The following is a 22244-nucleotide window of genomic DNA, read 5'->3' on the forward strand; positions in this document are numbered from 1 at the left end:
GGGGGGATGGGGGGGATGGGGGGTGTGGGTCGGGAGGTGCAGAAGGCTCAGGACTTCCCGAACTCGCTGGAGATGAGGTCGAAGATGTCGTCCGCGCTCGCCGTCTCCAGGTCGGCGTGGCCGGAGTCGCCGCCCTCCGGCCCGTCCTGCGCCGGGCTCCACTTCGAGACCAGCACGTGGAGCCGTCCGACGATGCGGCGGCGGGCCGCCTCGTCCATCCCCGCCGTGCCGTACGCCGCGTCCCACTTGTCGAGCGCCGCGAGCACGCCGCTCTCACCGGTGGTCTCGCCGTCGCCGCCCAGCTGCCCGCGCAGATGCGAGGCGAGGGACTCAGAGGTGGGATGGTCGAAGATCACCGTGGCGGGCAGGGAGAGCCCGGTCGTGGTGTTGAGCTGGTTGCGCAGCTGGACGGCGGTGAGCGAGTCGAAGCCGAGTTCCTGGAACGGTTTCGCCGCCGGGATGTCCTCCGCCGTGCGGCCCAGCGTGGCGGCCGCGTGTGTCCTTACGTGCTGGACGAGGAAGCCGTGCCGCTGTGCCGCGGGTGTCTTCGCGAGCTCCTCGCGGAACGCGCTGGTCTCGGCCGCGGAACCGCCCTGCTCGGCCTCGCGCTGGTTCTCCGGGAGGTCGTCGAGGAACGGGCTCGGCCGCTGTGCGGTGAACGTCGGTGTGAACTTGGCCCAGTCGAAGTTCGCCACGGTCAGGGTGGCGTCGCCCGCGCCGACCGCCTGGTGCAGCGCCTTGACGCACAGGTCCGGGCCGATCGGGAGCAGACCGAAGCGCTTGAAGTACGAGAGCGACTCCGGGTCCGCGGACATCCCGGCCTCGGCCCAGGGTCCCCAGGCGATGGAGGTGGCGGGCAGGCCCTGGGAGCGGCGGTGGTCGGCGAGCGCGTCGAGGAAGTGGTTGGCGGCGCCGTATGCGCCCTGCTGGCCGCTGCCCCACACACCGGCGCCGGACGAGAACATGACGAACGCGGAGAGGTCCGACTCCCGCGTCAGCTCGTGCAGGTTCCAGGCCGCAGCGGACTTCGACCCGAGCACTTGGTCCAGGCGCGCGGTCGTCAGATCGGTGATCGAGGTCAGATCGCTCATGCCCGCCGCGTGGATGACGGCGGTCAGGGGGTGCTCGGGCGGCGTCCGGTCGAGGAGGCCGCGGAGCTGCCGCGGGTCGCTGACGTCGCAGGCGGTGAGGGTGACGGTGGTGCCGAGTTCGTGGAGTTCGGCGGCGAGTTCTTGTGCGCCGGGGGCATCGGGGCCGCGGCGGCTGGTGAGGTGCAGATGGGGCGCGCCTTCGCGGGCGAGCCAGCGGGCGAGTACGGCGCCGATTCCGCCGGTGCCGCCGGTGATGAGGGTGGTGCCGCGGGGCTGCCATCCCACACCGCTGTCCGGGAGGGTGGCGGGGGCGTGAGTGAGGCGCCGGGTGTGGGTTCCGGTGGGGCGGACGGCGGTCTGGTCCTCGTCCTGCGGGAGGAGCGCGGCGGCGAGGCGCGCGAGGGTGTGCTGGTCGATACGGGCCGGGAGGTCGACGAGCCCGCCCCACATGCGGGGATGCTCAAGGGCGGCGACGCGTCCGAGTCCCCAGACGTGGGCCTGTAGGGGGTGGGTGAGCGGGTCGGTGGCGCTCGTGGACACGGCTCCCTGCGTGACGGTGTGCAGGGGTGCGGTCGTGCCGTTGTCGCCGAGTGCCTGGATCAGGGCGGTGGTCGCCGCGAGTCCGGCAGGCACGGCTGCGTGCTCGGGGTGCGGGGTCTCGTCCAGGGGCAGCAGGTTGACGATCCCGGCGAGCCCTGACGTGTCCACGGCCGCCAGCGCCTCACGCCGAACCCGTCCGGTCTCCACGGGGTGCAGCCGGACGGAGGCGGCGCCGTACTCACTCAGGGCCTCGGCGGTGGCCCGTACGGCCGGGTGTTCCGCCTCGCCGTTCGGGACGAACAGGAGCCAGTCGCCGCCCAGTTGGGGTGTGGCGACGTCGGGCTTGTGCTTCCATGTGACGCGGTAGCGCCAGGAGTCGATGGTCGCCTGCTCCCGGTGCCGCCGCCGCCACCCCTGAAGCACCGGCAACGCGGGCTCCAGCGCCCGCACCGCCTCCTCACTGCCCTCCTCCGACCGCAACGCTTCCGCCAACAGCCCGAGGTCGAGCTCGTCCACCGCCTGCCACAACTGCGACTCGGCCGCACTGTGCTCGGCACCGAGGGTCTTTCCGGTGCTGGTGGAGTGTTCGAGCCAGTAGTGCTGGTGCTGGAAGGCGTAGGTGGGGAGGTCGACGGTGCGGGGGGTGGGGTCGGCGGGGAACCAGCGCCGCCAGTCGAGGTCGGCGCCCGCGGTGAAGGCCTGGGCTGCGGCGCGGGCGAGCTGGGCGGTGTCGCCGTGGTCGCGGCGCAGGGTGGGAACGACGGTGGCGGTGGCGGCGGCCTGCTCGATGGTCTCTTCCATGCCGAGGTTGAGGACGGGGTGGGGGCTGGCTTCGATGAAGAGGCGGTAGCCGTCGGCGAGGAGGGCGTTGATGGTGTCGGCGAAGCGGACGGGCTGGCGCAGGTTGGTGACCCAGTAGTCGGTGTCCAACACTTGGGTATCGTCGAGGCGTTGGGCGGTGACGGTGGAGTAGAACGCCACATCCGTCGACACGGGCCGGATGTCGGCGAGGCGTTCGGTGAGGAGGTCGTGGAGTGCGTCGATCTGCGGGTTGTGGGAGGCGTAGCCGACGTCGATGACGCGGGCGCGCAGCCCGGCGGCCTCCGCGTCGGCGACAACGGCCGCGACATGCTCGGGCGGCCCCGAGATGACGGTCGAGGAGGGCCCGTTGACGGCGGCGATACTCACACCAGGACGGTCACCGATCAGCTCCGCGGCCCGCTCGGCACTGGTCCCCAGGGACGCCATGTCGCCGTGCCCCTGCAACTGCCGCAGCGCGTCACTACGTACCGCCACGATCCGTGCCGCATCCTCAAGCGACAGCGCGCCCGCAACGCAGGCGGCGGCCATCTCGCCCTGCGAGTGCCCGATCACAGCGGCCGGGACGATCCCCTGATCGGCCCAGACCGCGGCGAGCGAGACCATCACCGCCCACAACACGGGCTGCACGACCTCCACCCGCGCCAGCTCACTCCCCTCCCCGCGCAACACCTCACGCAACGACCAGTCCACGTACGCAGACAAGGCCTGCTCGCACTCAGCAATCCGCGCCGCGAACACGGGTGATTCGTCCAGCAGTTGGGCCCCCATCCCCACCCACTGCGACCCCTGCCCCGGGAACACCAGCACCGGGCCCGCACCGGCCGAGGCAACCGCGCCGGACACCACGTCCGCCGACACCTCACCGGCAGCCAGCGCCGCCACCCCGGCCACCAGCTCATCGCGCCCCCGACCGACCACCACGGCCCGGTGCTCGAACACCGACCGCGTCGTGGCCAGCGACCAGCCGACGTCACCTGGCGCCGCCTCCACATCCCCGGCCACGAACTCACCCAACCGCCGCGCCTGCTCCCGCAACGCATCAGGCGTCCGCCCGGAAACCACCCACGGCACCACCGAACCGTCCGGCACCGACGCAACACGACCGGCCGAGACCCCGTCCTCCGGCGCCTCCTCCAAGATCAGATGCGCGTTCGTCCCCGAGAAGCCGAACGAGGACACCCCCGCCCGGCGCGGGCGTTCACCGCGGGGCCACTTCACCGGCTCCGTGAGCAGGCGCAGCCCGCTGCCGTCCCACTCCACATGGGGCGAGGGCGCGTCGACGTGGAGGATGGCGGGCAGCAGGTCGTTCTGGAGGGCCATGACCATCTTGATGACGCCCGCCACGCCCGCGGCGATCTGCGTGTGCCCGATGTTGGACTTCACGGCGCCGACCCACAGCGGCCGGTCCTCGGGGCGTTCCTGCCCGTACGCGGAGATCAGGGCCCCGGCCTCGATGGGGTCGCCGAGCGTCGTGCCCGTGCCGTGGGCCTCCACGGCGTCGATGTCCTCGGCGGTGAGGCGGGCGTTGGCGAGGGCGGCGCGGATGACGCGTTCCTGTGAGGGGCCGTTCGGGGCGGTCAGACCGTTGCTCGCGCCGTCCTGGTTCACCGCTGAACCACGTATCACCGCGAGAACCTTGTGGCCGTTGCGGCGCGCGTCGGAGAGGCGCTCCAGGAGCACGACACCCGTGCCCTCCGCCATGCCCATGCCGTCGCTGCCCGCCGAGAAGGGCTTGCAGCGGCCGTCGGGGGCCAGGCCGCGCAGTTCGCTGAACCCGATCAGGGGGGCGGGCGACGACATGACGTACGTACCGCCGGCGAGGGCCAGTGAGCACTCCTGCGTGCGCAGGGCCTGGGCGGCCAGGTGGAGGGAGACCAGCGACGAGGAACACGCGGTGTCGACCGTCACCGCCGGGCCTTCGAGGCCCAGGGTGTAGGCGACGCGGCCCGAGGTGACGCTGCCGGAGTTGCCGATGGTGAAGTAGCCCGCCGTGCCCTCGGGCACCTCCGACGCGCCCAGGGCGTAGTCGAGGCCGTCGCAGCCGATGAAGGTGCTGGTGGCGCTGGCGCGCAGGCTCAGCGGGTCGATGCCGGCGCGCTCGATGGCCTCCCAGGCCGTCTCCAGGGCGAGCCTCTGCTGCGGCGCCATGGCCAGGGCCTCGGTGGGGCCGATGCCGAAGAAGGTGGGGTCGAAATCGCCGGCGTCGTAGACGAAGCCGCCCTCGCGGACGTAACTGGTGCCGGTGCTCTCCGGGTCGGGGTCGTAGAGGGCGTCGAGGTCCCAGTTGCGGTTACCGGGCAGCGGGGCGACGGCGTCGCCGCCCGTGGAGATCAGCTCCCAGAACTCTTCGGGAGACCGGACCCCGCCCGGCAGCCTGCACGCCATGCCGATGACGGCGATCGGCTCGCTGCCTGCCGACTCGACGTCCTGGAGCCGGCGTTCGGTCTGACGCAGGTCCGCAGTGACACGCTTGAGGTATTCAAGAAGCTTCTCTTCGGTGTGCGCCATCCCGGTGACAACCGCCCCTCTCCGCGAGAACGGCAGAGCCCCTGACCCGATGACCGGTCAGCCGGGCGACCGGCGTGAGCATCGGGCAGGCGGGGCCCCCGCCGGACCGCAGACTCGTCGACGACGCTAAAGCCCTCCTAATACTCGGCTCTGTACGGCGCCGTCCCCGCGCCGTCGTCACTGGTCGGGTCGGGTCGGACCGGGGCAGGGCAGTGCAGGGGCGGCCGAGCGGCGGGATGTGCTTCTTAGGAACGCTTAAGACCCCCCTGCCAACGTGTCCCGGTGTCGGTCCGGACAACGCGAAGCGAGGCATCGTGCCCATCACGGATAACAAGCCGGCCGCCACATTCCCCGACCTGGTCGACCCGTCGTTCTGGGCGCGGCCGTACGAGGAACGCGTGGCGCTGTTCGAGGAGATGCGCGGGATGCCGCATCCGGCGTTCATCCAGCAGAGCATGCCCGGGGTGCCGTTCGCCTTCGGGTATCACGCGCTGGTGAAGTACGCGGACATCGCGGAGGTCAGCCGTCGGCCGCAGGACTTCTCGTCGAACGGTGCCACCACGATCGTCGGCTTGCCGCCCGAGCTGGACGAGTACTACGGCTCGATGATCAACATGGACAACCCGGAGCACTCCCGGCTGCGCCGCATCGTGTCGCGTTCGTTCGGCCGCAACATGGTTCCCGAGTTCGAGGCCGTGGCGACGCGCACCGCGCGGCGCATCATCGCCGACCTCGTCGCGCGCGGGCCCGGCGACTTCATCAGGCCCGTCGCCGCGGAGATGCCCATCGCCGTGCTGAGCGAAATGATGGGGATACCGGAGTCGGACCACGACTTCCTCTTCGACCGGTCCAACACGATCGTCGGACCACTCGACCCGGACTACGTGCCCGACCGCGCCGACTCCGAGCGCGCGGTGATCGAGGCCTCCCGCGAACTCGGCGACTACATCGCGGGGCTCCGCGAGGAGCGGCTCGCCGCGCCCGGCAACGACCTGATCACCAAGCTCGTCCAAGTGCAGGCCGACGGCGAACAGTTGACCCGCCAGGAACTCGTGTCGTTCTTCATCCTGCTCGTCATCGCCGGGATGGAGACCACCCGCAACGCCATCTCGCACGCCCTGGTGCTGCTCACCGAGCACCCCGAGCAGAAGCAGCTGCTGCTCTCGGACTTCGACACGTACGCGAAGGACGCCGTCGAGGAGATCCTCCGGGTTTCCACGCCCATCAACTGGATGCGCCGCGTCGCCGCCCGCGACTGCGAGATGAACGGCCACCGGTTCCGCAGGGGCGACCGCATCTTCCTGTTCTACTGGTCGGGCAACCGGGACGAGGGCGCCTTCCCGGACCCGTACCGCTTCGACATCACGCGCGGCGCGAACAACCACGTGACCTTCGGGGCGGTGGGGCCGCACGTCTGCCTCGGCGCCCACCTCGCCCGGATGGAGATCACCGTCCTGTACCGGGAACTGCTCGCGGCGCTGCCCCACATTCGTGCCGTGGGGCAGCCCCGCAGGCTGGACTCCAGCTTCATCGAGGGCATCAAGCACCTTCAATGCGCCTTCTGACACATGCCACATTGCAGGGCGCGCCTTCTGAGTACGTACGTCTCCTCCGCATACGTACGACCCGCCGGGCGCACTCGCCCCGTCAGTGGCCGGACAGCGCGAGCGGTAGGCTCATCAGGTGCATGTCACCGGAGAGGATCGCCCGTTGCAGGTCCTGCAGCGGGCGCCCGGGTTCGAGCCCCAGCTCGTCGTTGAGCGTCTTGCGCACCGACTGGTACACCTTCAGCGCGTCCGCCTGCCGCTCGGAGCGGTAGAGCGCCAGCATGAGCTGGCGGTAGAACGCCTCGCACATCGGGTTCTCGGCGGTGAGGGCGTACAGCATGCCCACGGCCTCCCGGTGACGGCCGAGCTGGAGCTGGCACTCGACCAGCATCTCCTGGCACTCCAGGCGGATCTCGGTCAGCCAGGTCGAGAACCCGTCGAGGATGGGGCCGTTGGAGGCCGGACCGTTTCCGCCCTGTCCGAGGATCGGGCCGCGCCAGAGAGCGAGCGCCTGCCCGAAACAGGAAGCCGCCTCGTCGTAGCGCTTCTCGCGGAGCAACGTCCTTCCCGAGTCGACCAGTTCGGGGAAGTCCTGGGCGTCGATCCGGTCCTCGGGGCTCTTGTGCAGGACGTAGCCCGGCGCGCGCGTCTCGACCGGGTTGCCTGCCGCGCCCGGCGTCTTCAGGAACTTGCGGAGCTGGGAAATGTACACGTGTAGCCCCGCGGTGGCGCGCCGGGGCAGGTCCTCGCCCCAGATCTCCCGCATCAGCTGTTCCAGGGAGACCAGTTGGTCGGCGCGGATGAGGAGGACCGTGAGGACGATCTCCACTTTCTGCGCGTTGATGGTGGCGTAGTCGGTGCCGTCCTTGATCCGGAGCGGGCCCAGCATCTCGTACCTCACCGAGCATTCCCCCTTGCCGTTGCGGGCCATTGCGCGCTGCCCGCGAGGGCCTTGAGGCCCTCGGTGATGACGTCCGCGACGCCCCGCTGGTGCGTGTTGAGATAGAAGTGCCCGCCGGAGAAGACGTTGAGGTCGAACGGCCCGTCCGTGTGCTGCCGCCAGGCCTCCACGTCCGCGACCGGGGCCTGCGGGTCCCGGTCGCCCACCAGAGCGGTGATGGGGCAGCTCAGCGGGGACGTCGGCGTCCACTGGTACAGCTCGACCGCCCGGTAGTCGTTGCGGACGACCGGGATGATCTCCGCGAGCAGTTCCTCGTCGTCCAGGAACCGCGGGTCCGTGCCTCCGGCCCTGCGCAGCTCACCGACCAGGTCGGCGTCGTTCAGGAGGTGTACGGTGCCGCGCCGGTAGAGGGACGGGGCCCGGCGGCCCGAGACGAACAGCGCGCGGGGTTCGCCGCCCGCGCCCTCCCGCAGCCGCTGGGCGACCTCGAAGGCGAGCACCGCGCCCATGCTGTGTCCGAAGAACGCCAGCGGACGGTCGTCGTCGAACGCGGCGAGTGCCTCGGTGATCAGGTCGGCCAGCTCCGGGACGCCGTCCAGGAGCCGCTCTCTGCGCCGGTCCTGCCGTCCCGGGTACTGCACCGCGAGGACCTCGGTGTCGGGCAACAGGGTGGGGGATTGCGCGAGGGGGTGGAAGTAGGAGGCCGAGCCGCCCGCGTGGGGGAAGCAGACGAGGCGTACGTCGGCTTCAGGCCGGGGCCGGAAACGACGTATCCATGGGTCCGATGTATGGGGTGGGGGGGAGACAGGCAAGATCAATCCCTTCGCCAGGAGCGCTGACAACGGTGTCGCCGCATAGCACAGCCGCTCCTGATCATGCACAGCTCAAAGTTTAAAGGGCAACGTCGATATACCGGCACCAGGGCGGAATGAGACATTCCCCATGCTTTATGCAGTGATACTTGCTTGATCAAATCACCGGCCGCAAGATTAGGGTAAATTTCAATATGAATGCTTAACGACGTACCGGGTAAAGCCCTGACCTCGCTCGGCGTGGGGTGTCGGCATATGCGGACGTACGCACGTCGGATCGGACATAGTGGCAGGTCAGAGCGGTGGGCTTGCAGGGCGCGTCGACGCCGACCCTGCTCCGGATCCGGTGGAGCTCTCCTGGAACCGAGCTCGACCGACGCCGCGACAACCTTTGCGGGAACATTACGCTCTATTGGTTTGACTCCTCCGACCGTCCCTGGCCTGCGCTATTCCTTCCCCTTCTCGCCATATAAAGGAAACAGTCGGTTTCCCCTGCCGGACACCCGCGCCCAAAGACCGGTGCCCCGATTCTGGCTTGTTGTTTTCTTGCCGCCTGGACCGGTCGGGACGGGTCTTGAGCCGGGCCCTCGAAGCGCCCGCGTCCCATGTGGGGGCACCGATGCGGGGGAGGTGACGGGGCCGAAGAAGGAGTGCCGCGTGGCCGGAACCAGCCCCGTGTGAACCGGCGGCAGTTGGCCACACGATCAGTACGGGGGCACTTGCGGGCCGCCGCGGGCTCCGGGGTCACCATCGGGCCACCGCGAGCTCCGCGGGGCGGGGTTGTCACCTTTTGGGGTGACTATGCCTTGTTCAAGGTGTGCTGTCCGGCGGCCCATCCGCGAAGGTCGTGGCATGGGTGCCCGCTGCCCCCCGGCAAGCCGGCCGCGGGCCGGAGCTGCCACCGAAGGAGCACAGGACGATGAGCGAGAGCATGGCGTGGCTGACGCGGGACATCCGCAAGGCCCGCAAGCAGGGCGCGGCCGCGGTCGCGCGGCGTCGAGGCGACCGACTGGCGGACCTGGTGGCCTGCGCCCGCTCCGCGTCGCCGTACTACCGCGAGCTCTACCGCGGTCTGCCCGAGCGGGTCGACGACCCGACGCTGCTGCCGGTCACCGACAAGAAGAAACTGATGGACCGCTTCGACGACTGGGCGACCGACCGGGACATCACCTTCGACAAGGTCCGCGCGTTCACCGACGATCCCGGCCTGATCGGCCGCCGCTTCCTCGGCCGGTATTTGGTCGCCACCACCTCGGGGACCAGCGGCAGGCGCGGCCTGTTCGTGCTCGACGACCGGTACATGAACGTGTCCTCCGCCGTCTCCTCCCGGGTGCTCGCCTCCTGGCTCGGTCCGCTCGGCATCGCCCGGGCCGTGGTCCACGGCGGCCGCTTCGCCCAACTCGTCGCCACCGAGGGGCACTACGTGGGCTTCGCCGGATACTCCCGCATGGCCCAGGAGGGCGGCGGCCGCAGCAAGCTGCTCCGGGCGTTCTCCGTGCACGAACCGCTGTCACACCTGGTCGCCCAACTCAACGAGTACCGACCGGCCTTCGTCATCGGCTACGCGAGTACGATCATGCTGCTCACCGCCGAACAGGAGGCGGGCCGACTGCACATCGACCCGGTGCTGGTCGAACCCGCGGGCGAGACGATGACCGACAGCGACACCGACCGCATCGCGCGGGCCTTCGGCGCCAAGGTGCGCACGATGTACAGCGCGACGGAGTGCACCTACCTTAGCCACGGCTGCGCCGAGGGCTGGTACCACGTCAACGACGACTGGGCCGTGCTCGAACCCGTCGACGAGGACCACCGGCCCACCCCGCCGGGCGAGTTCTCGCACACGGTCCTGATCTCCAACCTCGCCAACCGCGTACAGCCCTTCCTCCGCTACGACCTCGGCGACAGCGTCATGCTGCGCCCCGACCCCTGCCCGTGCGGCACGTCGTCCCCGGCGATCCGCGTCCAGGGCCGGGCCGGTGACATCCTCACCTTCCCATCCGGCCGCGGCGACCACGACGTCCGGCTCACCCCCCTGGCCTTCAGCAGCCTGTTCGACCGCATGCCGGGCGTCGAGCTCTTCCAGATCGAGCAGACCGCTCCGGCCACACTGCGGGTACGCATGGTCAAGGCGCCCGGCGCCGACGCGGACCACGTGTGGCGCAAGGCGCACGACGGCCTGACCCACCTGCTCGCCGACAACAAGCTGGACAACGTCACGGTGGAGCGGGCGGAGGAGCCGCCGAAGCAGGCGTCGGGCGGGAAGTACCGGACGGTCATTCCGCTGCCGGTGTGAGAGAAGTGGGGCGGAAGAGTCCCTAGCGCGCGTACTCGCGCAGCGCGGGCTCCTCCTTCACCCACGGCTGACTGTGGATCAGCAGCTCGATCGGGTAGTTCAGCAGGCCGGGCAGCGCGTTGACGGCCTCCTCGCTGTTGAGCGGCATGATCGGCTTGACGCAGTGCGCGCGGTCGACGCGGGCGGCGTCGGCGGGCCCGGGGTGGTCGACCGCGTCGGCTACGAGGTCGTAGCTGACCTGGTCCACGACCATGGCGATGTGCGTCGGCCACGGGCGCCCCGGGCAGATGTCCTGGACGCCGATGCGGTGCGCGGACGGCAGCGACGGGGGCTGCCCGTCGGCGACCACGGACTCGTCGGCGTAGGAGAAGACGGTGGTGTACGAGGGGCCGGCCGGCATCGGCGTGCCGTCGGCGCCGAGAGCCTTCGACCAGTTCGAGTCACGGGCGAACTGCAACACCGACGCCGGGCAGCCCGCGACCTCGCCGATCGGCCGGCAGACACTGGCGAGCCGGGTCCCCTGGAACGGCGAGCCCAACGTGACCATGTCGTCCACCCGCTCCGGCAGATCCGGCCAGAACCGCAGGGCCCAGGCCGTCAGGAGCCCGCCCTGGCTGTGCCCGACGAGGTCGACCTTGCGGCCGGTGGCCTCGTGGATGGCGCGCGTCGCGTACACCACGTACTCGACGGACTCCTGCATGTCCCTGAGCCCGCGCCCGGGGGAGTCCACCCAACAGGACTGGTAGCCCTTTTTCTTGAGCTCGGCCATGTAGTTCCAGGCGTAGTTCTCCTCGCCCTTGAGCCCGGTGCCTGGAACGAAGAGGACGGTCGGCTTGTCACTGGCCTCGCGCAGGTCGCCCAGATCTGTCCCGCAGTGCAGGGCCTCGGTGAGCTCGGCGGCGGGGATCTCCAGCGGCGGCGAGGGCTCGGCGGTGTCCGCGCGGGCGGCGGAGAGGGGGAGAACGGTCAGGGCGAGCACGGTGGCCGCGAGGCCACCGACCCATGAGGACAAGCGCACTGTGACCTCCGCGGGGGGTGGGGGCGAGCCCTCCATCCTGAAACGCGGTCACACGAACGTCAACCGTCACGGGGTGCGCAACGCCCCCAAGGGCAACGTGAGTTGAGGTGACTCTGAGGACGGCACCGGCATCGGCGTGCGTCACGTATGCAGCGCCCCGCCCTCCTCCTTGTGTCCCTCCGGCTCCAGCTGCAGCGTCGAGTGCGCCACGTCGAAGTGACCCCCGACGCACCGCTGCAACCGCCCGAGCAGCTCCCCGTACCCGTCGGACAGCGCCGCGTCCGTCACCACCACGTGCGCCGTGAGCACCGGCATCCCGGAGGTGACGGTCCAGCCGTGCAGGTCGTGTACGGCGAGCACGCCCCGCTCCGCCAGCAGGTGTCGCCGCACCTCGTCGAGGTCGACGTCCTGCGGGGTCGCCTCCAGCAGGACGTGCACGGAGTCCCGCAGCAGCCCGTACGCGCGCGGCACGATCAGCAGGCCGATGACGATCGAGGCGATGGGGTCGGCGGCCTGCCGGCCGGTCAGGAGGATGACGAGGCCGCCCACGATCACCGCGACCGAGCCGAGCGCGTCCCCGAGCACCTCCAGATACGCGCCCCGGAGGTTGAGGCTCTTGTCCTTGGCGTCCCGCAGCAGCCACAAACCCACCAGGTTCGCGAGGAGCCCGCCCACCGCGACCACGAACATCAGGCCGCCCTTGACCTCCACCGGTTCGCTGAACCGGCCGATCGCCGACCACAGGACCCAGACGAAGATGGCGACGAGGAGGAGCGCGTTCAGGACCGCGGAGAAGATCTCCACGCGGTAGAAGCCGAACGTGCGCCGCGGTGTCGGCGCGCGCTGGGCGAGGGTGATCGCGCCGAGCGCGAGCGACACGCCGACCGCGTCGGTCAGGCTGTGCGCCGCGTCGGCGAGCAGCGCGAGGCTGCCGGACAGCAGGGCGCCGACCACCTGGATGACGGTGATCGACGCGCTGATGCCGATGGTCCACAGCAGGCGGCCGCGGTACGTGCCGCTGAGCGTGCCGCCCGCCGTCGCCGCGGACGGACCGTGGTCGTGCCCCATGCCCGCGAGTGGAACACGGGGCCCGGCGGCCCGCCACCGAGCGGTCGGCCACTCGGCCCACCGCGGATCCGTACGGCCGGTCAGTGCAGCGTCGACATGGACCCGTCCCGTTGATGCGGAATCCCCAGCGGCGGCGGCAGCTCCCCCTGCTGAACCGTGACCGTGCGCGCCGGAGCGGGCACCCGGATGCCCTCCGCGCGGTAGCGCTGATGCAGGCGCTTGATGAACTCGTGCTTGATGCGGTACTGGTCGCTGAACTCCCCGACGCCGAGGATCACCGTGAAGCTGATCCGCGAGTCGCCGAAGGTGTGGAAGCGGATGGCCGCCTCGTGGTCGGGCACCGCACCCGTGATGTCGGTCATCACCTCGTCCACGACCTCGGTCGTGACCTTCTCGACCTGCTCCAGGTCACTGTCGTAGCTCACCCCGACCTGCACCGTGATCGACAGCTCCTGCTCGGGGCGGCTGTAGTTCGTCATGTTGGTGCTCGCCAGCTTGGCGTTGGGGATGATGACGAGGTTGTTGGAGAGCTGGCGCACCGTCGTGTTGCGCCAGTTGATGTCGACGACGTACCCCTCCTCGCCGCTGCTGAGCTGGATGTAGTCACCCGGCTGCACGGTCTTCGCCGCGAGGATGTGCACGCCCGCGAAGAGGTTGGCGAGCGTGTCCTGAAGGGCGAGGGCGACCGCGAGACCGCCGACGCCGAGCGCCGTGAGCAGCGGCGCTATGGAGATGCCGAGGGTCTGCAGGACGACGAGGAAGCCCATCGCGAGTACGACGACCCGCGTGATGTTCACGAAGATGGTGGCCGACCCGGCCACCCCGGAGCGGGACTGCGCCACGCTCCTGACCAGGCCGGTGACGATCCGGGCCGCCGTCAGCGTGCCCGCCACGATGAGCAGCGCGGTGAGTGCCGTCGTCACGTTGCGCCCGGTGCGCGGCGTGAGGGGCAGCGCGCCCGCCGCGGCGGCGAGTCCGGCGGTGATGGCCGCGCAGGGGACGAGGGTGCGCAGGGCGTCGACGATGACGTCGTCGCCGCTCCACCGCGTCCGGCTGGCCCGCTCGCCCAGCCACCGCAGGAGCGCGCGCAGCAGCAGTCCGGCCACGACGCCCGCGGCCACCGCGATGCCGGCCACGATCCAGTCGTGCAGGGTGAGCGCACGGGTCATCGGGTCACTCCCGTCGTACGGGTCGTACGGGTTGCACGGCTCATACGGGTCGTACGGGTCGTACGGGGGGAGTGCGCCTGCATACGCGCCTGTGTGCTGCGTATGTGATGTGTCGTCACGTGGGTACCTGCTCGATTCGGGGAGTGCGGTCACGCCAGGGGCGGGAGCTACGACAACTGCCTCCGCGAGCTCCGCCCGGCGCGGACGTCATCCTGCCCCATCCGGGCACAGCAGGCGCGCGTACCCCTACCTGGATCTTCACAGATCGGCCACGTCTGTCGAGTGGCGCGGGCCACGCGTGGTAGAGCATTGGGCATGGCGCAAGTGCACAAAACGCTCGTATCGCCCGTCAGTTCGCACAACGAGTGGGACCCGCTGGAGGAAGTCGTCGTCGGCCGCCTCGACGGCGCGACCATCCCGTCCAGTCACCCCGTCGTGGCCTGCAACATCCCGCCCTGGGCGGCACGCCTGCAAGGCCTCGCCGCGGGCCACACGTACCCGAAGCGCCTGCTCGAACCGGCACAGGACGAACTCGACCGATTCGTCGCGCTCCTGGAGTCCCTCGGCGTCACCGTCACCCGCCCGGCCGCCGTCGAGCACAAGCACCGCTTCGCCACCCCTGACTGGGAGTCACGCGGCTTCTGCAACACCTGCCCGCGGGACGGCATGCTCGTCGTCGGCGACGAGATCATCGAGACGCCGATGGCCTGGCCGTGCCGGTACTTCGAGACGCACTCCTACCGCGAACTCCTCAAGGACTACTTCCGGCGCGGCGCGCGCTGGACGTCCGCGCCGAAGCCACAGCTGACCGACGCGCTGTTCGAGAAGGACTTCCGCCCCCCGGAGGACGGCGAGCCCATGCGCTACGTCCTCACCGAGTTCGAACCGGTCTTCGACGCCGCGGACTTCATGCGCGCGGGCCGCGACCTGTTCGTGACGCGCAGCAACGTCACCAACCTGATGGGCATCGAATGGCTGCGCCGCCATCTCGGCCCGGAGTACCGCATCCACGAGATCGAGAGCCGCTGCCGTACGCCCATGCACATCGACACCACGTTCGTCCTGCTCGCACCCGGCAAGGTGCTCGTCAATCCCGAGTACGTCGATGTCGACCGCCTCCCCGACGTGCTCGGCTCATGGGACGTCCTGGTCGCCCCGGAGCCCGATCCGATCGACGATCGGCTGCTGAAGATGACCTCGCTGTGCGGCAAGTGGCTCAGCATGAACGTGCTGATGATCGACGAGAAGCGGGTCATCGCGGAGCGGCACCACACCGGCATGCTGCGCGCGCTCGAAGCGTGGGGGTTCGAGCCGATCCCGTGCGACCTGCTCCACTACGCACCGTTCGGCGGCTCGTTCCACTGCGCGACCCTCGACGTCCGGCGACGCGGCACGCTCGAAACGTACGTCGACTGACTTCGACCGGCGGATCGTTGCCGGAGGGGTTCCCCCGGCGCGACAGTTATGCAAATCTCCTCCCTAATTCCGTGCGGCGTCGGACGTCGTGGCCCGTCAACCGGGCTGCCGCCGCACGGGCCCGGGGTGAAGACTGATGCGAAACGCGGCTCGGGGGCACGATCTGATCGCCCTGCGGCGGCTGAACACCACCGTCGTGCTGCGCGCCCTGCACCACCGCAGCCCGCGCACCCTCGCCGAACTCGCCGCGAGCACCGGCCTCTCCCGACCCACCGTCGAAGCAGCCGTCGAGGAACTCGCCGAACGGGGACTCGTCGGCGAGTCCGCGGCGGAGACGGGGGAGCGCGCGCCGGGCCGCCCCGCACGCCGCTTCCGCTTCCGCACCGAAGCCGGACACGTCCTCGGCGCCGACATAGGCCTGCACAAAATGGTGCTGCTCCTCGCCGACCTGGGCGGCACCGTCCTGGCCGCCCACCGAGGCGACATCGACCCGGAGCTCGGCGGCAGCGCCCGCCTCGACCTGCTGCGCCACACCACGGAGACCTTCCTCGACGCCCACGTCCCGCGCCGAGCCGCCGTCCTCGCCCGCTGCGTGGGCGTGCCGGGCGTCGTCGACACGAGCGGCGTCGTGACCTCCGTCGTGGTGCCCGAATGGTCCGGCGTCGACCTCGGACGGCTGCTCCAGGACGGCGGACCGGGCCACACCCTCGTCGAGAACGACGTGAACCTCGCGGTGCTCGCCGAGCGCTGGCAGGGCGCCGCCACCCTCGCGGACGACGTCGTCTGCGTCCTGACCGGGCACCGCGTCTCGTGCAGCCTCACCATCGGCGGGCGGCTGCACCGGGGCGGGCGCGGCGGCGCGGGCGAACTCGGCATGCTGCCCCTGCTCGGCATGAGCACCGCGCAGGAAGCCCTGAAGTGGCCCGAGGGTTCCGACGGGCGGCGCCCCGGCGAGTCCGAGGTCGCCGCGCTGGCCCGCGCGGCCGACGGCGCGGACCCGCGGGCGCTGGCCGCCGTCGCGGGCTTCGCCGACCGCCTCGCCCCGGGTATCGCGGCGCTCGCGCTCGCCGTCGACCCGGAACTGATCGTGCTGACCGGCGGAGCGACCCCCGTCGGCCGCCATCTGCTGCCGCTGCTCGAGGAGCGGCTGCAGCCCATGACCCTGCACGTCCCGCGCATCGCTCTGAGCACGCTCGGCGAGCGGGGCGTGGCCATCGGCGCCGTGCGCAAGGCGCTCGACCGGGTGGAGGAGGACCTGCTCACGGACAAGGCGTCGTAACGGCCTGCCGCCCGTGCGGGCGGGGCCGTGGGGCGTCCGGCGACTCATCGGGAGGCGAAGGCGCACATGCGCAGAAGGACTCTGCTCGGCGGGGCGGTGGCGGCCCCCTTGCTCGCCGCCTGCTCCGGAGGGGGTGGCGGCACCGACAGCGGTGGCAGGACCACGCTCTCGTACGGCATGTGGGACCCGGCGCAGCTGCCGGGCATGGAGAAGATCATCGCCGCGTTCCGGAAACGGAACCCGCAGATATCCGTGCGGATCCAGCTGACGCCCTGGGCGAGTTACTGGACGACCCTGAAGACGTCCATGCGCGGCGGCACCGCACCCGACGTGTTCTGGATGAACGCCGTCAACTTCCAGCTGTACGCGGCCAACGGCGTCCTCGAACCGCTCTCCGGGCACATCAAGGCCGACGCCACCCCCGTGGACCGCCACCCGAAAGCCCTGGTGAAGCTCTACTCCTACCAAGGCACGCAGTACGGGCTGCCGAAGGACTTCGACACCATCGGCCTCTGGTACAACAAGCAGCTCTTCGACAAGGCGGGCATCACGTACCCGGACGCGAGCTGGACCTGGGACGACGTGCGCGACGCCGCCGCCGAACTCACCGACCCGAGCCGGCGGGTGCACGGCTTCGCCGCCGAGATGGACCGGCAGATCAAGATCTACCCGGCCATCTGCGGGGCCGACGGCCACGTCCTGGAGAACGGCCGCTCGGGCTTCGGCGACGAACGGTCCATCGACGGCATGCGCTTCCTGACCGACATGATCGACCGGGGCTGGTCACCCCCGCAGAGCGCGATGGTCGAGTCCGTCGGGCGCGTGCGCTACTGGTCGGAGAAGGTCGCCATGAACTACGACCTCTCCGCGATGGCTGGACAGATGTACGCCGTGCCCGCACTCAAGGACCACGGCGGCATCGCCGTCCTGCCCAAGGGCAAGCGCAGGGCCACCATCATCCACGGCCTCGCGAACGTCGTCTCCGCCAAGAGCGACAAGAAAGCGGCCGCCTGGAAATTCGTGCACTTCATGGCGGGCCGTGAGGCCGCCGAGATCCAGGCCAGGGCAGGCGTCACCATCTCCTCGTACGAGGGGACGCAGGACGCCTGGCTCAAGTCGATGCCCGAATTCGACCTCGAGCACTTCCTCGAAATGCAGGAGTACGCGGTTCCCTATCCGAGCTCCAAGAACACCGCCGTCTGGGAGAACCTCCAATACCCGCTGCTCGGCGCCGCGTTCAGCGGCAAGGGTGGCATCGAGAGCGCCGCCCGCACGCTGGGCGAGCAGATGGACCGGGCCCTGAAGGAGGAACGCGACTCATGAGCATCTTCCCCGCGACGGCCGCCGCGAAGGCGGCCGCGCGCAGCCGGACCTCCGCCTCCGGCGCGCGCCCCGGTCCCCGCAACCAGCGGTCCGCCTACTGGTTCATCGCACCGCTCGGCCTGGGCTTCGCCGTCTTCTACTTCTGGCCGCTCCTTCAGACCCTGTACTTCAGCTTCACCGAATTCGGCGCGTTCGGCGGCCACACCTTCATAGGCACCGACAACTACATACGCGTCATCAAGGACGTCACCGTCTGGCAGGCCCTCGGCAACACACTCATCTACTGCGTCATCGGGCTGCTGGCACTGCCCGTCGCCATCGTCGTCGCGTCGCTCCTGAACCGACGCGGACTGCGCGGCGTATCCGTATACCGCGCCCTGTACTTCATCCCGTTCGTGACGCTGCCCGTCGCCGTCGGACTCGTCTGGAACTGGCTCTACAACGGTGACTTCGGGCTCATCAACGAAATCCTGAGCTGGTTCGGCGTCGACCGGAACTACTGGGTCTCCGACCCGTCCACCGCCGTCTACGCGATCGGCACGGTGATGGTCTGGTCCACCACCGGCTACTACCTCGTCATCTTCATGGCGGGCGTCAAAGGCATACCGCAGGACTACTACGAAGCCGCGGAACTCGACGGCGCGGGGCCGCTGCGCCGGTTCCTCACCATCACGCTCCCGCTGCTCAGCCCGACCATCTTCTTCGCCTCCGTCATCTGCATGATCAATTCCCTGCAGACCTTCGACCTCATCTACATCATGATGGCCGAGAAGAACCCCGCGATCGGCGATACGCAGTCCATCGTCGGCCTCTTCTACAAATGGGCGTTCATCGAGAACGCGCAGGGCGCCGCCGCCGCACTCGCCTTCCTGCTGATGCTGGTCATCGCGGCCCTGACGTATCTCCAGTTCCGTATCCAGAAGAGGTGGGTGCACTATGCCTGACACGTCCGGCACGCATGCCACCCCGACCACTCGGAAACGCTTCAATTCCGGGTCCGTCGCCACCCACGCCGTGCTCTCCTTCGGTGCCCTCGTGATGGTCTTCCCGTTCCTGTGGCAGCTGCTCACCGCGCTCAAGACCCTCGCGGAAACCTCACAGGTGCCGCCCACGTTCCTGCCAAAGGACTGGAACTGGGACAGTTTCGAAGAGGTCTTCACCGCGCTGCCGTTCCGCGAAATGCTCACCAACAGCCTGCTCAACACCGTCGGGCGCACCGTCGGCCAGCTCGTGTTCTGCTCGCTCGCCGCCTACGCGTTCGCGCGCATGCAGTTCCGGGGCCGCAACGTTTTGTTCGCGCTCTTCCTGTCCGTCCTGATGGTGCCGAGTTCCCTGCTCGTCCTGCCGCAGTACGACATCATCCAGTCCCTCGGGCTGCTCAACTCCGCGCCCGCGCTCTTCCTGCCCGGCATGTTCAGCGCCTTCGGCACGTTCATGCTCCGCCAGTTCTTCCTCACGCTGCCCAGGGAGCTGGAGGAGGCCGCGCGCATCGACGGCGCGGGCTCCTTCCGCATCTTCTGGTCGATCATGCTGCCGCTGATCCGGCCCGCGCTGGCCGCCCTCGCCGTCATCACCGCCATGTGGTCCTGGAACGACCTGCTGTGGCCGCTGATCGTCAACACCGACCCGGAGAAGATGCCGATCAGCGCGGGGCTGACCTCCCTGGAGGGCCAGTACGAGACCAACTACCCGGTGATGATGGCCGGTTCGCTGATCGCGAGTCTGCCGATGCTCGTCGTCTACCTCTTCCTCCAACGGCACTTCGTCCAGAGCGTCGCCCTCTCCGGCTCCAAGAACTGATCCCCCCGTCCTGTCCTCAACGGAAAGGCAGCATCCCCCCATGCGAGGCCCCCTGCGATCGCTTCACATCGGCCTGCTCGGCGCCGGCGGCATCGCCCGCGCCCATCTGCCCGGCTGGCTGGCACTGGGCGCCCGGGTGAGCGTGTACACCGTCGACGGCTCCGCGGACAAACTCGCGTCCGAGTACGCCGAGCGCGGGCACGACGTCCGGGCCGTCGACCACCTCGACACCCTTCTGGCCGAAGCGAGCGCCGTCGACATCTGCACCCCCACCCCCACCCACAAGGACCTGGCCCTCGCCGCCGTAGCCGCGGGCCGCCACGTCGTCTGCGAGAAGCCCCTCGCCCTCACCGTCCGCGACGCCGAGGAGATCGGGGCCGCCGCCGACGCGGCGGGCGTCCGCCTCCACCCCGCCCACGTGGTGCGCTACTTCCCCGCGTACGCAGCCCTGCGGCAGGCCGTGGCCCGCGGCGACCTCGGCGAACTCGCCGTGCTGCGCTTCACGCGCGGCGGCGCGAGGCCCCAGTGGGCGCCCTGGTTCGGCGACCCCGCCAAGTCCGGCGGCGTCATCATGGACCTGATGGTGCACGACATCGACATCGCCCGGTGGCTCGCGGGCGACGTCGTCCGCGTGCACGCGAGGACCCGCGGCGTCGAACACGCCACCGGCACTCCGCCCGAGGTCGTCACCGCGTCGGCCGTCCTCACCCACGCATCGGGCGCCGTCAGCCACATCAACGGCCTGTGGGGCCTGCCCGACCAGCCGTTCCGTACGACGTTCCGCGTCGCGGGAGCCGACGGCCTCCTGCACCACGACTCCACCGCCGTACCCGGCTTCCGCATCACCGCCCAAGGCGTGCGCGCCGCCAACGAAGGCATCCCCACCAGCCCCATGACCGAGAGCCCCTTCCTCACCGAACTCCGAGAGTTCGCCGCGACCTGGCAGGACGGCGGGCCCGAACCGAGGGTGAGCACCCGCGACGGCATAGAGGCCGTGCGGATCGCCGAGGCCGCCGTGGAGTCCAGCCGCACCGGCCGCGTCGTCGAGCTGACCGAGAGCCGTTCGACGCATGCCGTCACCGACACCGAGGAGGCCATGCGATGAAGGTCGCCGTCCTGTCGTTCGCCCACGTCCACGCGGCGACCTACCTGCGCCTGCTCTCCCGCATGCCCGGCATCGACGTCCTCGGCAGCGACCCCGACACGGACCTCGCGGCGCCCGGCGAGGTACGGGGCCGCGCGGTCGCCGACGCGGCGCGAGTCCCGTACGCCGACACGTACGACGAAGCCTTCGCCTGGGGCCCCGACGCGGTGATCGTCTGCTCCGAGAACGCCCGGCACCGGCCCCTCGTCGAACGCGCCGCCGCGCACGGCGTGCCCGTCCTGTGCGAGAAGCCGCTCGCCGCCACGGTCGAGGACGGCGAGGCGATGGTCGCCGCCTGCCGGGCCGCGGGCGTGCGGCTCGCGGTCGCCTACCCGGTCCGGTTCAGCCCGGCCTACGCGGCCGTGAAGGCCGCCGTCGCGGCGGGCGACGCGGGCCGGGTCCTCACCGTGTCCGGCGCGAACAACGGCGGCATGCCGACCCGCGCCCGCCGCTGGTTCGCCGAGCCCGCGCTCTCCGGCGGCGGCGCCCTCATGGACCACACCGTGCACATCGCCGACCTGCTCGACGACCTCTTCGAGGACGCCGGGCCGGTCGAGGTGTACGCGCAGACCAACAACCTCCTGTACGCCGACGAGGTCGCCGCCGAGACCAGCGGCCTGGTCAGCGTGACGTACTCCAACGGCGCCGTCGCCACCATCGACTGCAGCTGGTCGCACCCCCGCTCCCACCACTCCTGGGGCGGCCTCGAACTCACCGTCGTGGGGGAGCGGGCCACCCTGGAGATGGATGCCTTCGACCAGAAGGTGCACGGCTTCAGCGAGCGCAGGGGGCACGGCACCGAGGTGCCCTTCGGCGCCGACCTGGACGAGCTGATGCTGCGCACCTTCCTGTACGGCGCGGCCGAAGGCGCGATGACCGTCGCGGACGGCGAGGGCGGCCTGCGCACTCTGCGCGTGGTGGAGGCCGGCTACGCGTCGGCCCGCAGTGGAGTCCCGGTCAGGATCAGCACGGCTCGTTGCTGCCGCCGTTCGTGAGGTTCCCGTCGTACACCCAGCCCTGGGCGCCCGTGGCGCGCACCGTCACATAGGTCCAGCCGTTGTTGGACTCGTTGAAGGTGTAGCAGTGATAGTCGACCGCCGTGCTGTGGACCTGATTGCTGCCACAGGTGTTGTGGGGGCCGCTGCGGCGCAGGGTCTGTGTGCTGACCGTCTGCCCGCCGCCGGGGTCGACGTCGCGATGGGAGTGAGAGGAACAGCTCTGGGTCCCACTGGGGGTCCAGTTGGGCGGTTCCCCGCCGCCGGTGTCGACGGAGGGGGCCGCCTGTGCTGTCGTGACCGAACCGCCTGCCAGCAAGGCGGCTCCCGCCGCGAGACCGGCGAACCATGTGCGAGTACGCATGATGCTCCTTGGGGATCGTTGTCGGACGAACGTCGTTGCCGGACGAACAATGACTTGATGTGAACCTGCCGCCCGGAAGCAGCCATGCGTAAGTTGACGCCGACTGGGCTCATACGTCTGAGGGGGCGGCGAGTGGCGGGTCGGCGTGTGG

At 70.2% G+C, this 22244-nt stretch carries 16 protein-coding genes; 9 read left to right on the forward strand and 7 right to left on the reverse strand.

Features of this window, described 5'->3' with window-relative positions; all coding sequences use genetic code 11:
* Nucleotides 1-47: 47 nt before the first annotated feature.
* Nucleotides 48-4961 carry a type I polyketide synthase gene (locus tag NOO62_RS34940; RefSeq protein ID WP_268774794.1) on the reverse strand — a complete coding sequence of 1638 codons (4914 nt, stop codon included), beginning with the start codon at nucleotides 4959-4961 and terminating at the stop codon, nucleotides 48-50.
* Nucleotides 4962-5275: 314 nt separating this feature from the next.
* Between NOO62_RS34940 and NOO62_RS34945 the strand changes: the two genes are divergently transcribed.
* Nucleotides 5276-6526, forward strand: coding sequence for a cytochrome P450 (locus NOO62_RS34945; RefSeq protein WP_268774795.1), 1251 nt, complete (start codon nucleotides 5276-5278; stop codon nucleotides 6524-6526).
* A gap of 82 nt (nucleotides 6527-6608) precedes the next feature.
* Here the strand turns inward: NOO62_RS34945 and NOO62_RS34950 are convergent, their stop codons facing one another.
* Both NOO62_RS34950 and NOO62_RS34955 read right to left on the reverse strand, forming a co-directional pair.
* Nucleotides 6609-7409 carry an AfsR/SARP family transcriptional regulator gene (locus NOO62_RS34950; protein WP_268774797.1) on the reverse strand — a complete coding sequence of 267 codons (801 nt, stop codon included), beginning with the start codon at nucleotides 7407-7409 and terminating at the stop codon, nucleotides 6609-6611.
* Nucleotides 7406-8221, reverse strand: a complete 816-nt coding sequence (locus NOO62_RS34955; protein WP_268774798.1) for a thioesterase II family protein — start codon at nucleotides 8219-8221, stop codon at nucleotides 7406-7408. The genes NOO62_RS34950 and NOO62_RS34955 overlap by 4 nt, the downstream gene beginning before the upstream one ends.
* A 919-nt stretch (nucleotides 8222-9140) precedes the next feature.
* Here NOO62_RS34955 and NOO62_RS34960 point away from each other — a divergent pair.
* Nucleotides 9141-10517 (forward strand): phenylacetate--CoA ligase family protein, encoded by a 1377-nt coding sequence (locus tag NOO62_RS34960; protein WP_268774799.1) that lies wholly within the window; start codon nucleotides 9141-9143, stop codon nucleotides 10515-10517.
* Between the two features lie 22 nt (nucleotides 10518-10539).
* Here the strand turns inward: NOO62_RS34960 and NOO62_RS34965 are convergent, their stop codons facing one another.
* The 3 genes from NOO62_RS34965 to NOO62_RS34975 all read right to left on the reverse strand — a co-directional run bounded on the left by NOO62_RS34965 (nucleotide 10540) and on the right by NOO62_RS34975 (nucleotide 13772).
* Nucleotides 10540-11529, reverse strand: a complete 990-nt coding sequence (locus NOO62_RS34965; protein WP_268774800.1) for an esterase/lipase family protein — start codon at nucleotides 11527-11529, stop codon at nucleotides 10540-10542.
* Between the two features lie 147 nt (nucleotides 11530-11676).
* The gene (locus NOO62_RS34970; protein WP_268774801.1) at nucleotides 11677-12603 is read right to left on the reverse strand and encodes a cation diffusion facilitator family transporter; all 927 of its coding nucleotides are present in this window, start codon (nucleotides 12601-12603) and stop codon (nucleotides 11677-11679) included.
* An 80-nt stretch (nucleotides 12604-12683) separates the two neighbouring features.
* On the reverse strand, nucleotides 12684-13772 hold the full coding sequence (locus NOO62_RS34975; RefSeq protein WP_268774802.1) for a mechanosensitive ion channel family protein: 1089 nt from the start codon (nucleotides 13770-13772) through the stop codon (nucleotides 12684-12686).
* A 315-nt stretch (nucleotides 13773-14087) separates the two neighbouring features.
* Here NOO62_RS34975 and NOO62_RS34980 point away from each other — a divergent pair, with 315 nt between their 5' ends.
* The 7 genes from NOO62_RS34980 to NOO62_RS35010 all read left to right on the forward strand — a co-directional run bounded on the left by NOO62_RS34980 (nucleotide 14088) and on the right by NOO62_RS35010 (nucleotide 21729).
* Entirely contained in the window at nucleotides 14088-15188 is a 1101-nt protein-coding gene (locus tag NOO62_RS34980) for an amidinotransferase (RefSeq protein WP_268774803.1), read from the forward strand.
* A 136-nt stretch (nucleotides 15189-15324) separates the two neighbouring features.
* Entirely contained in the window at nucleotides 15325-16467 is a 1143-nt protein-coding gene (locus tag NOO62_RS34985; RefSeq protein ID WP_268774804.1) for an ROK family transcriptional regulator, read from the forward strand.
* Nucleotides 16468-16533: 66 nt separating this feature from the next.
* Nucleotides 16534-17790, forward strand: a complete 1257-nt coding sequence (locus NOO62_RS34990) for an ABC transporter substrate-binding protein (RefSeq protein WP_268774805.1) — start codon at nucleotides 16534-16536, stop codon at nucleotides 17788-17790.
* Nucleotides 17787-18734: a carbohydrate ABC transporter permease gene (locus NOO62_RS34995; RefSeq protein WP_268774806.1), complete on the forward strand. Its 948-nt coding sequence runs from the start codon at nucleotides 17787-17789 to the stop codon at nucleotides 18732-18734. The genes NOO62_RS34990 and NOO62_RS34995 overlap by 4 nt, the downstream gene beginning before the upstream one ends.
* Nucleotides 18727-19590: a carbohydrate ABC transporter permease gene (locus tag NOO62_RS35000; protein ID WP_268774807.1), complete on the forward strand. Its 864-nt coding sequence runs from the start codon at nucleotides 18727-18729 to the stop codon at nucleotides 19588-19590. The genes NOO62_RS34995 and NOO62_RS35000 overlap by 8 nt, the downstream gene beginning before the upstream one ends.
* 40 nt (nucleotides 19591-19630) lie before the next feature.
* The gene (locus NOO62_RS35005; protein ID WP_268774808.1) at nucleotides 19631-20695 is read left to right on the forward strand and encodes a Gfo/Idh/MocA family protein; all 1065 of its coding nucleotides are present in this window, start codon (nucleotides 19631-19633) and stop codon (nucleotides 20693-20695) included.
* A complete protein-coding gene (locus NOO62_RS35010) occupies nucleotides 20692-21729 on the forward strand; it encodes a Gfo/Idh/MocA family protein (RefSeq protein ID WP_268774809.1) in 1038 nt (345 codons plus the stop codon). Before NOO62_RS35005 ends, NOO62_RS35010 begins: the two co-directional genes overlap by 4 nt.
* Here the strand turns inward: NOO62_RS35010 and NOO62_RS35015 are convergent.
* Nucleotides 21698-22093, reverse strand: a complete 396-nt coding sequence (locus tag NOO62_RS35015; RefSeq protein ID WP_268774810.1) for a hypothetical protein — start codon at nucleotides 22091-22093, stop codon at nucleotides 21698-21700. The genes NOO62_RS35010 and NOO62_RS35015 overlap by 32 nt on opposite strands.
* Nucleotides 22094-22244: the final 151 nt, after the last annotated feature.

The sequence above is a fragment of the Streptomyces sp. Je 1-369 genome (assembly GCF_026810505.1).
GTDB lineage: Bacteria > Actinomycetota > Actinomycetes > Streptomycetales > Streptomycetaceae > Streptomyces.

What these genes read in the sequence shown, in the direction of transcription:
- NOO62_RS34970 (WP_268774801.1), bottom strand. Translation starts at nt 12,603, where the DNA reads ATGGGGCACGACCACGGTCCGTCCGCGGCGACGGCGGGCGGCACGCTC.
- NOO62_RS34985 (WP_268774804.1), top strand. Translation starts at nt 15,325, where the DNA reads ATGCGAAACGCGGCTCGGGGGCACGATCTGATCGCCCTGCGGCGGCTG.
- NOO62_RS35005 (WP_268774808.1), top strand. Translation starts at nt 19,631, where the DNA reads ATGCGAGGCCCCCTGCGATCGCTTCACATCGGCCTGCTCGGCGCCGGC.
- NOO62_RS35015 (WP_268774810.1), bottom strand. Translation starts at nt 22,093, where the DNA reads ATGCGTACTCGCACATGGTTCGCCGGTCTCGCGGCGGGAGCCGCCTTG.
- NOO62_RS35000 (WP_268774807.1), top strand. Translation starts at nt 18,727, where the DNA reads ATGCCTGACACGTCCGGCACGCATGCCACCCCGACCACTCGGAAACGC.
- NOO62_RS34995 (WP_268774806.1), top strand. Translation starts at nt 17,787, where the DNA reads ATGAGCATCTTCCCCGCGACGGCCGCCGCGAAGGCGGCCGCGCGCAGC.
- NOO62_RS34975 (WP_268774802.1), bottom strand. Translation starts at nt 13,772, where the DNA reads ATGACCCGTGCGCTCACCCTGCACGACTGGATCGTGGCCGGCATCGCG.
- NOO62_RS35010 (WP_268774809.1), top strand. Translation starts at nt 20,692, where the DNA reads ATGAAGGTCGCCGTCCTGTCGTTCGCCCACGTCCACGCGGCGACCTAC.
- NOO62_RS34940 (WP_268774794.1), bottom strand. Translation starts at nt 4,961, where the DNA reads ATGGCGCACACCGAAGAGAAGCTTCTTGAATACCTCAAGCGTGTCACT.
- NOO62_RS34990 (WP_268774805.1), top strand. Translation starts at nt 16,534, where the DNA reads ATGCGCAGAAGGACTCTGCTCGGCGGGGCGGTGGCGGCCCCCTTGCTC.
- NOO62_RS34960 (WP_268774799.1), top strand. Translation starts at nt 9,141, where the DNA reads ATGAGCGAGAGCATGGCGTGGCTGACGCGGGACATCCGCAAGGCCCGC.
- NOO62_RS34980 (WP_268774803.1), top strand. Translation starts at nt 14,088, where the DNA reads ATGGCGCAAGTGCACAAAACGCTCGTATCGCCCGTCAGTTCGCACAAC.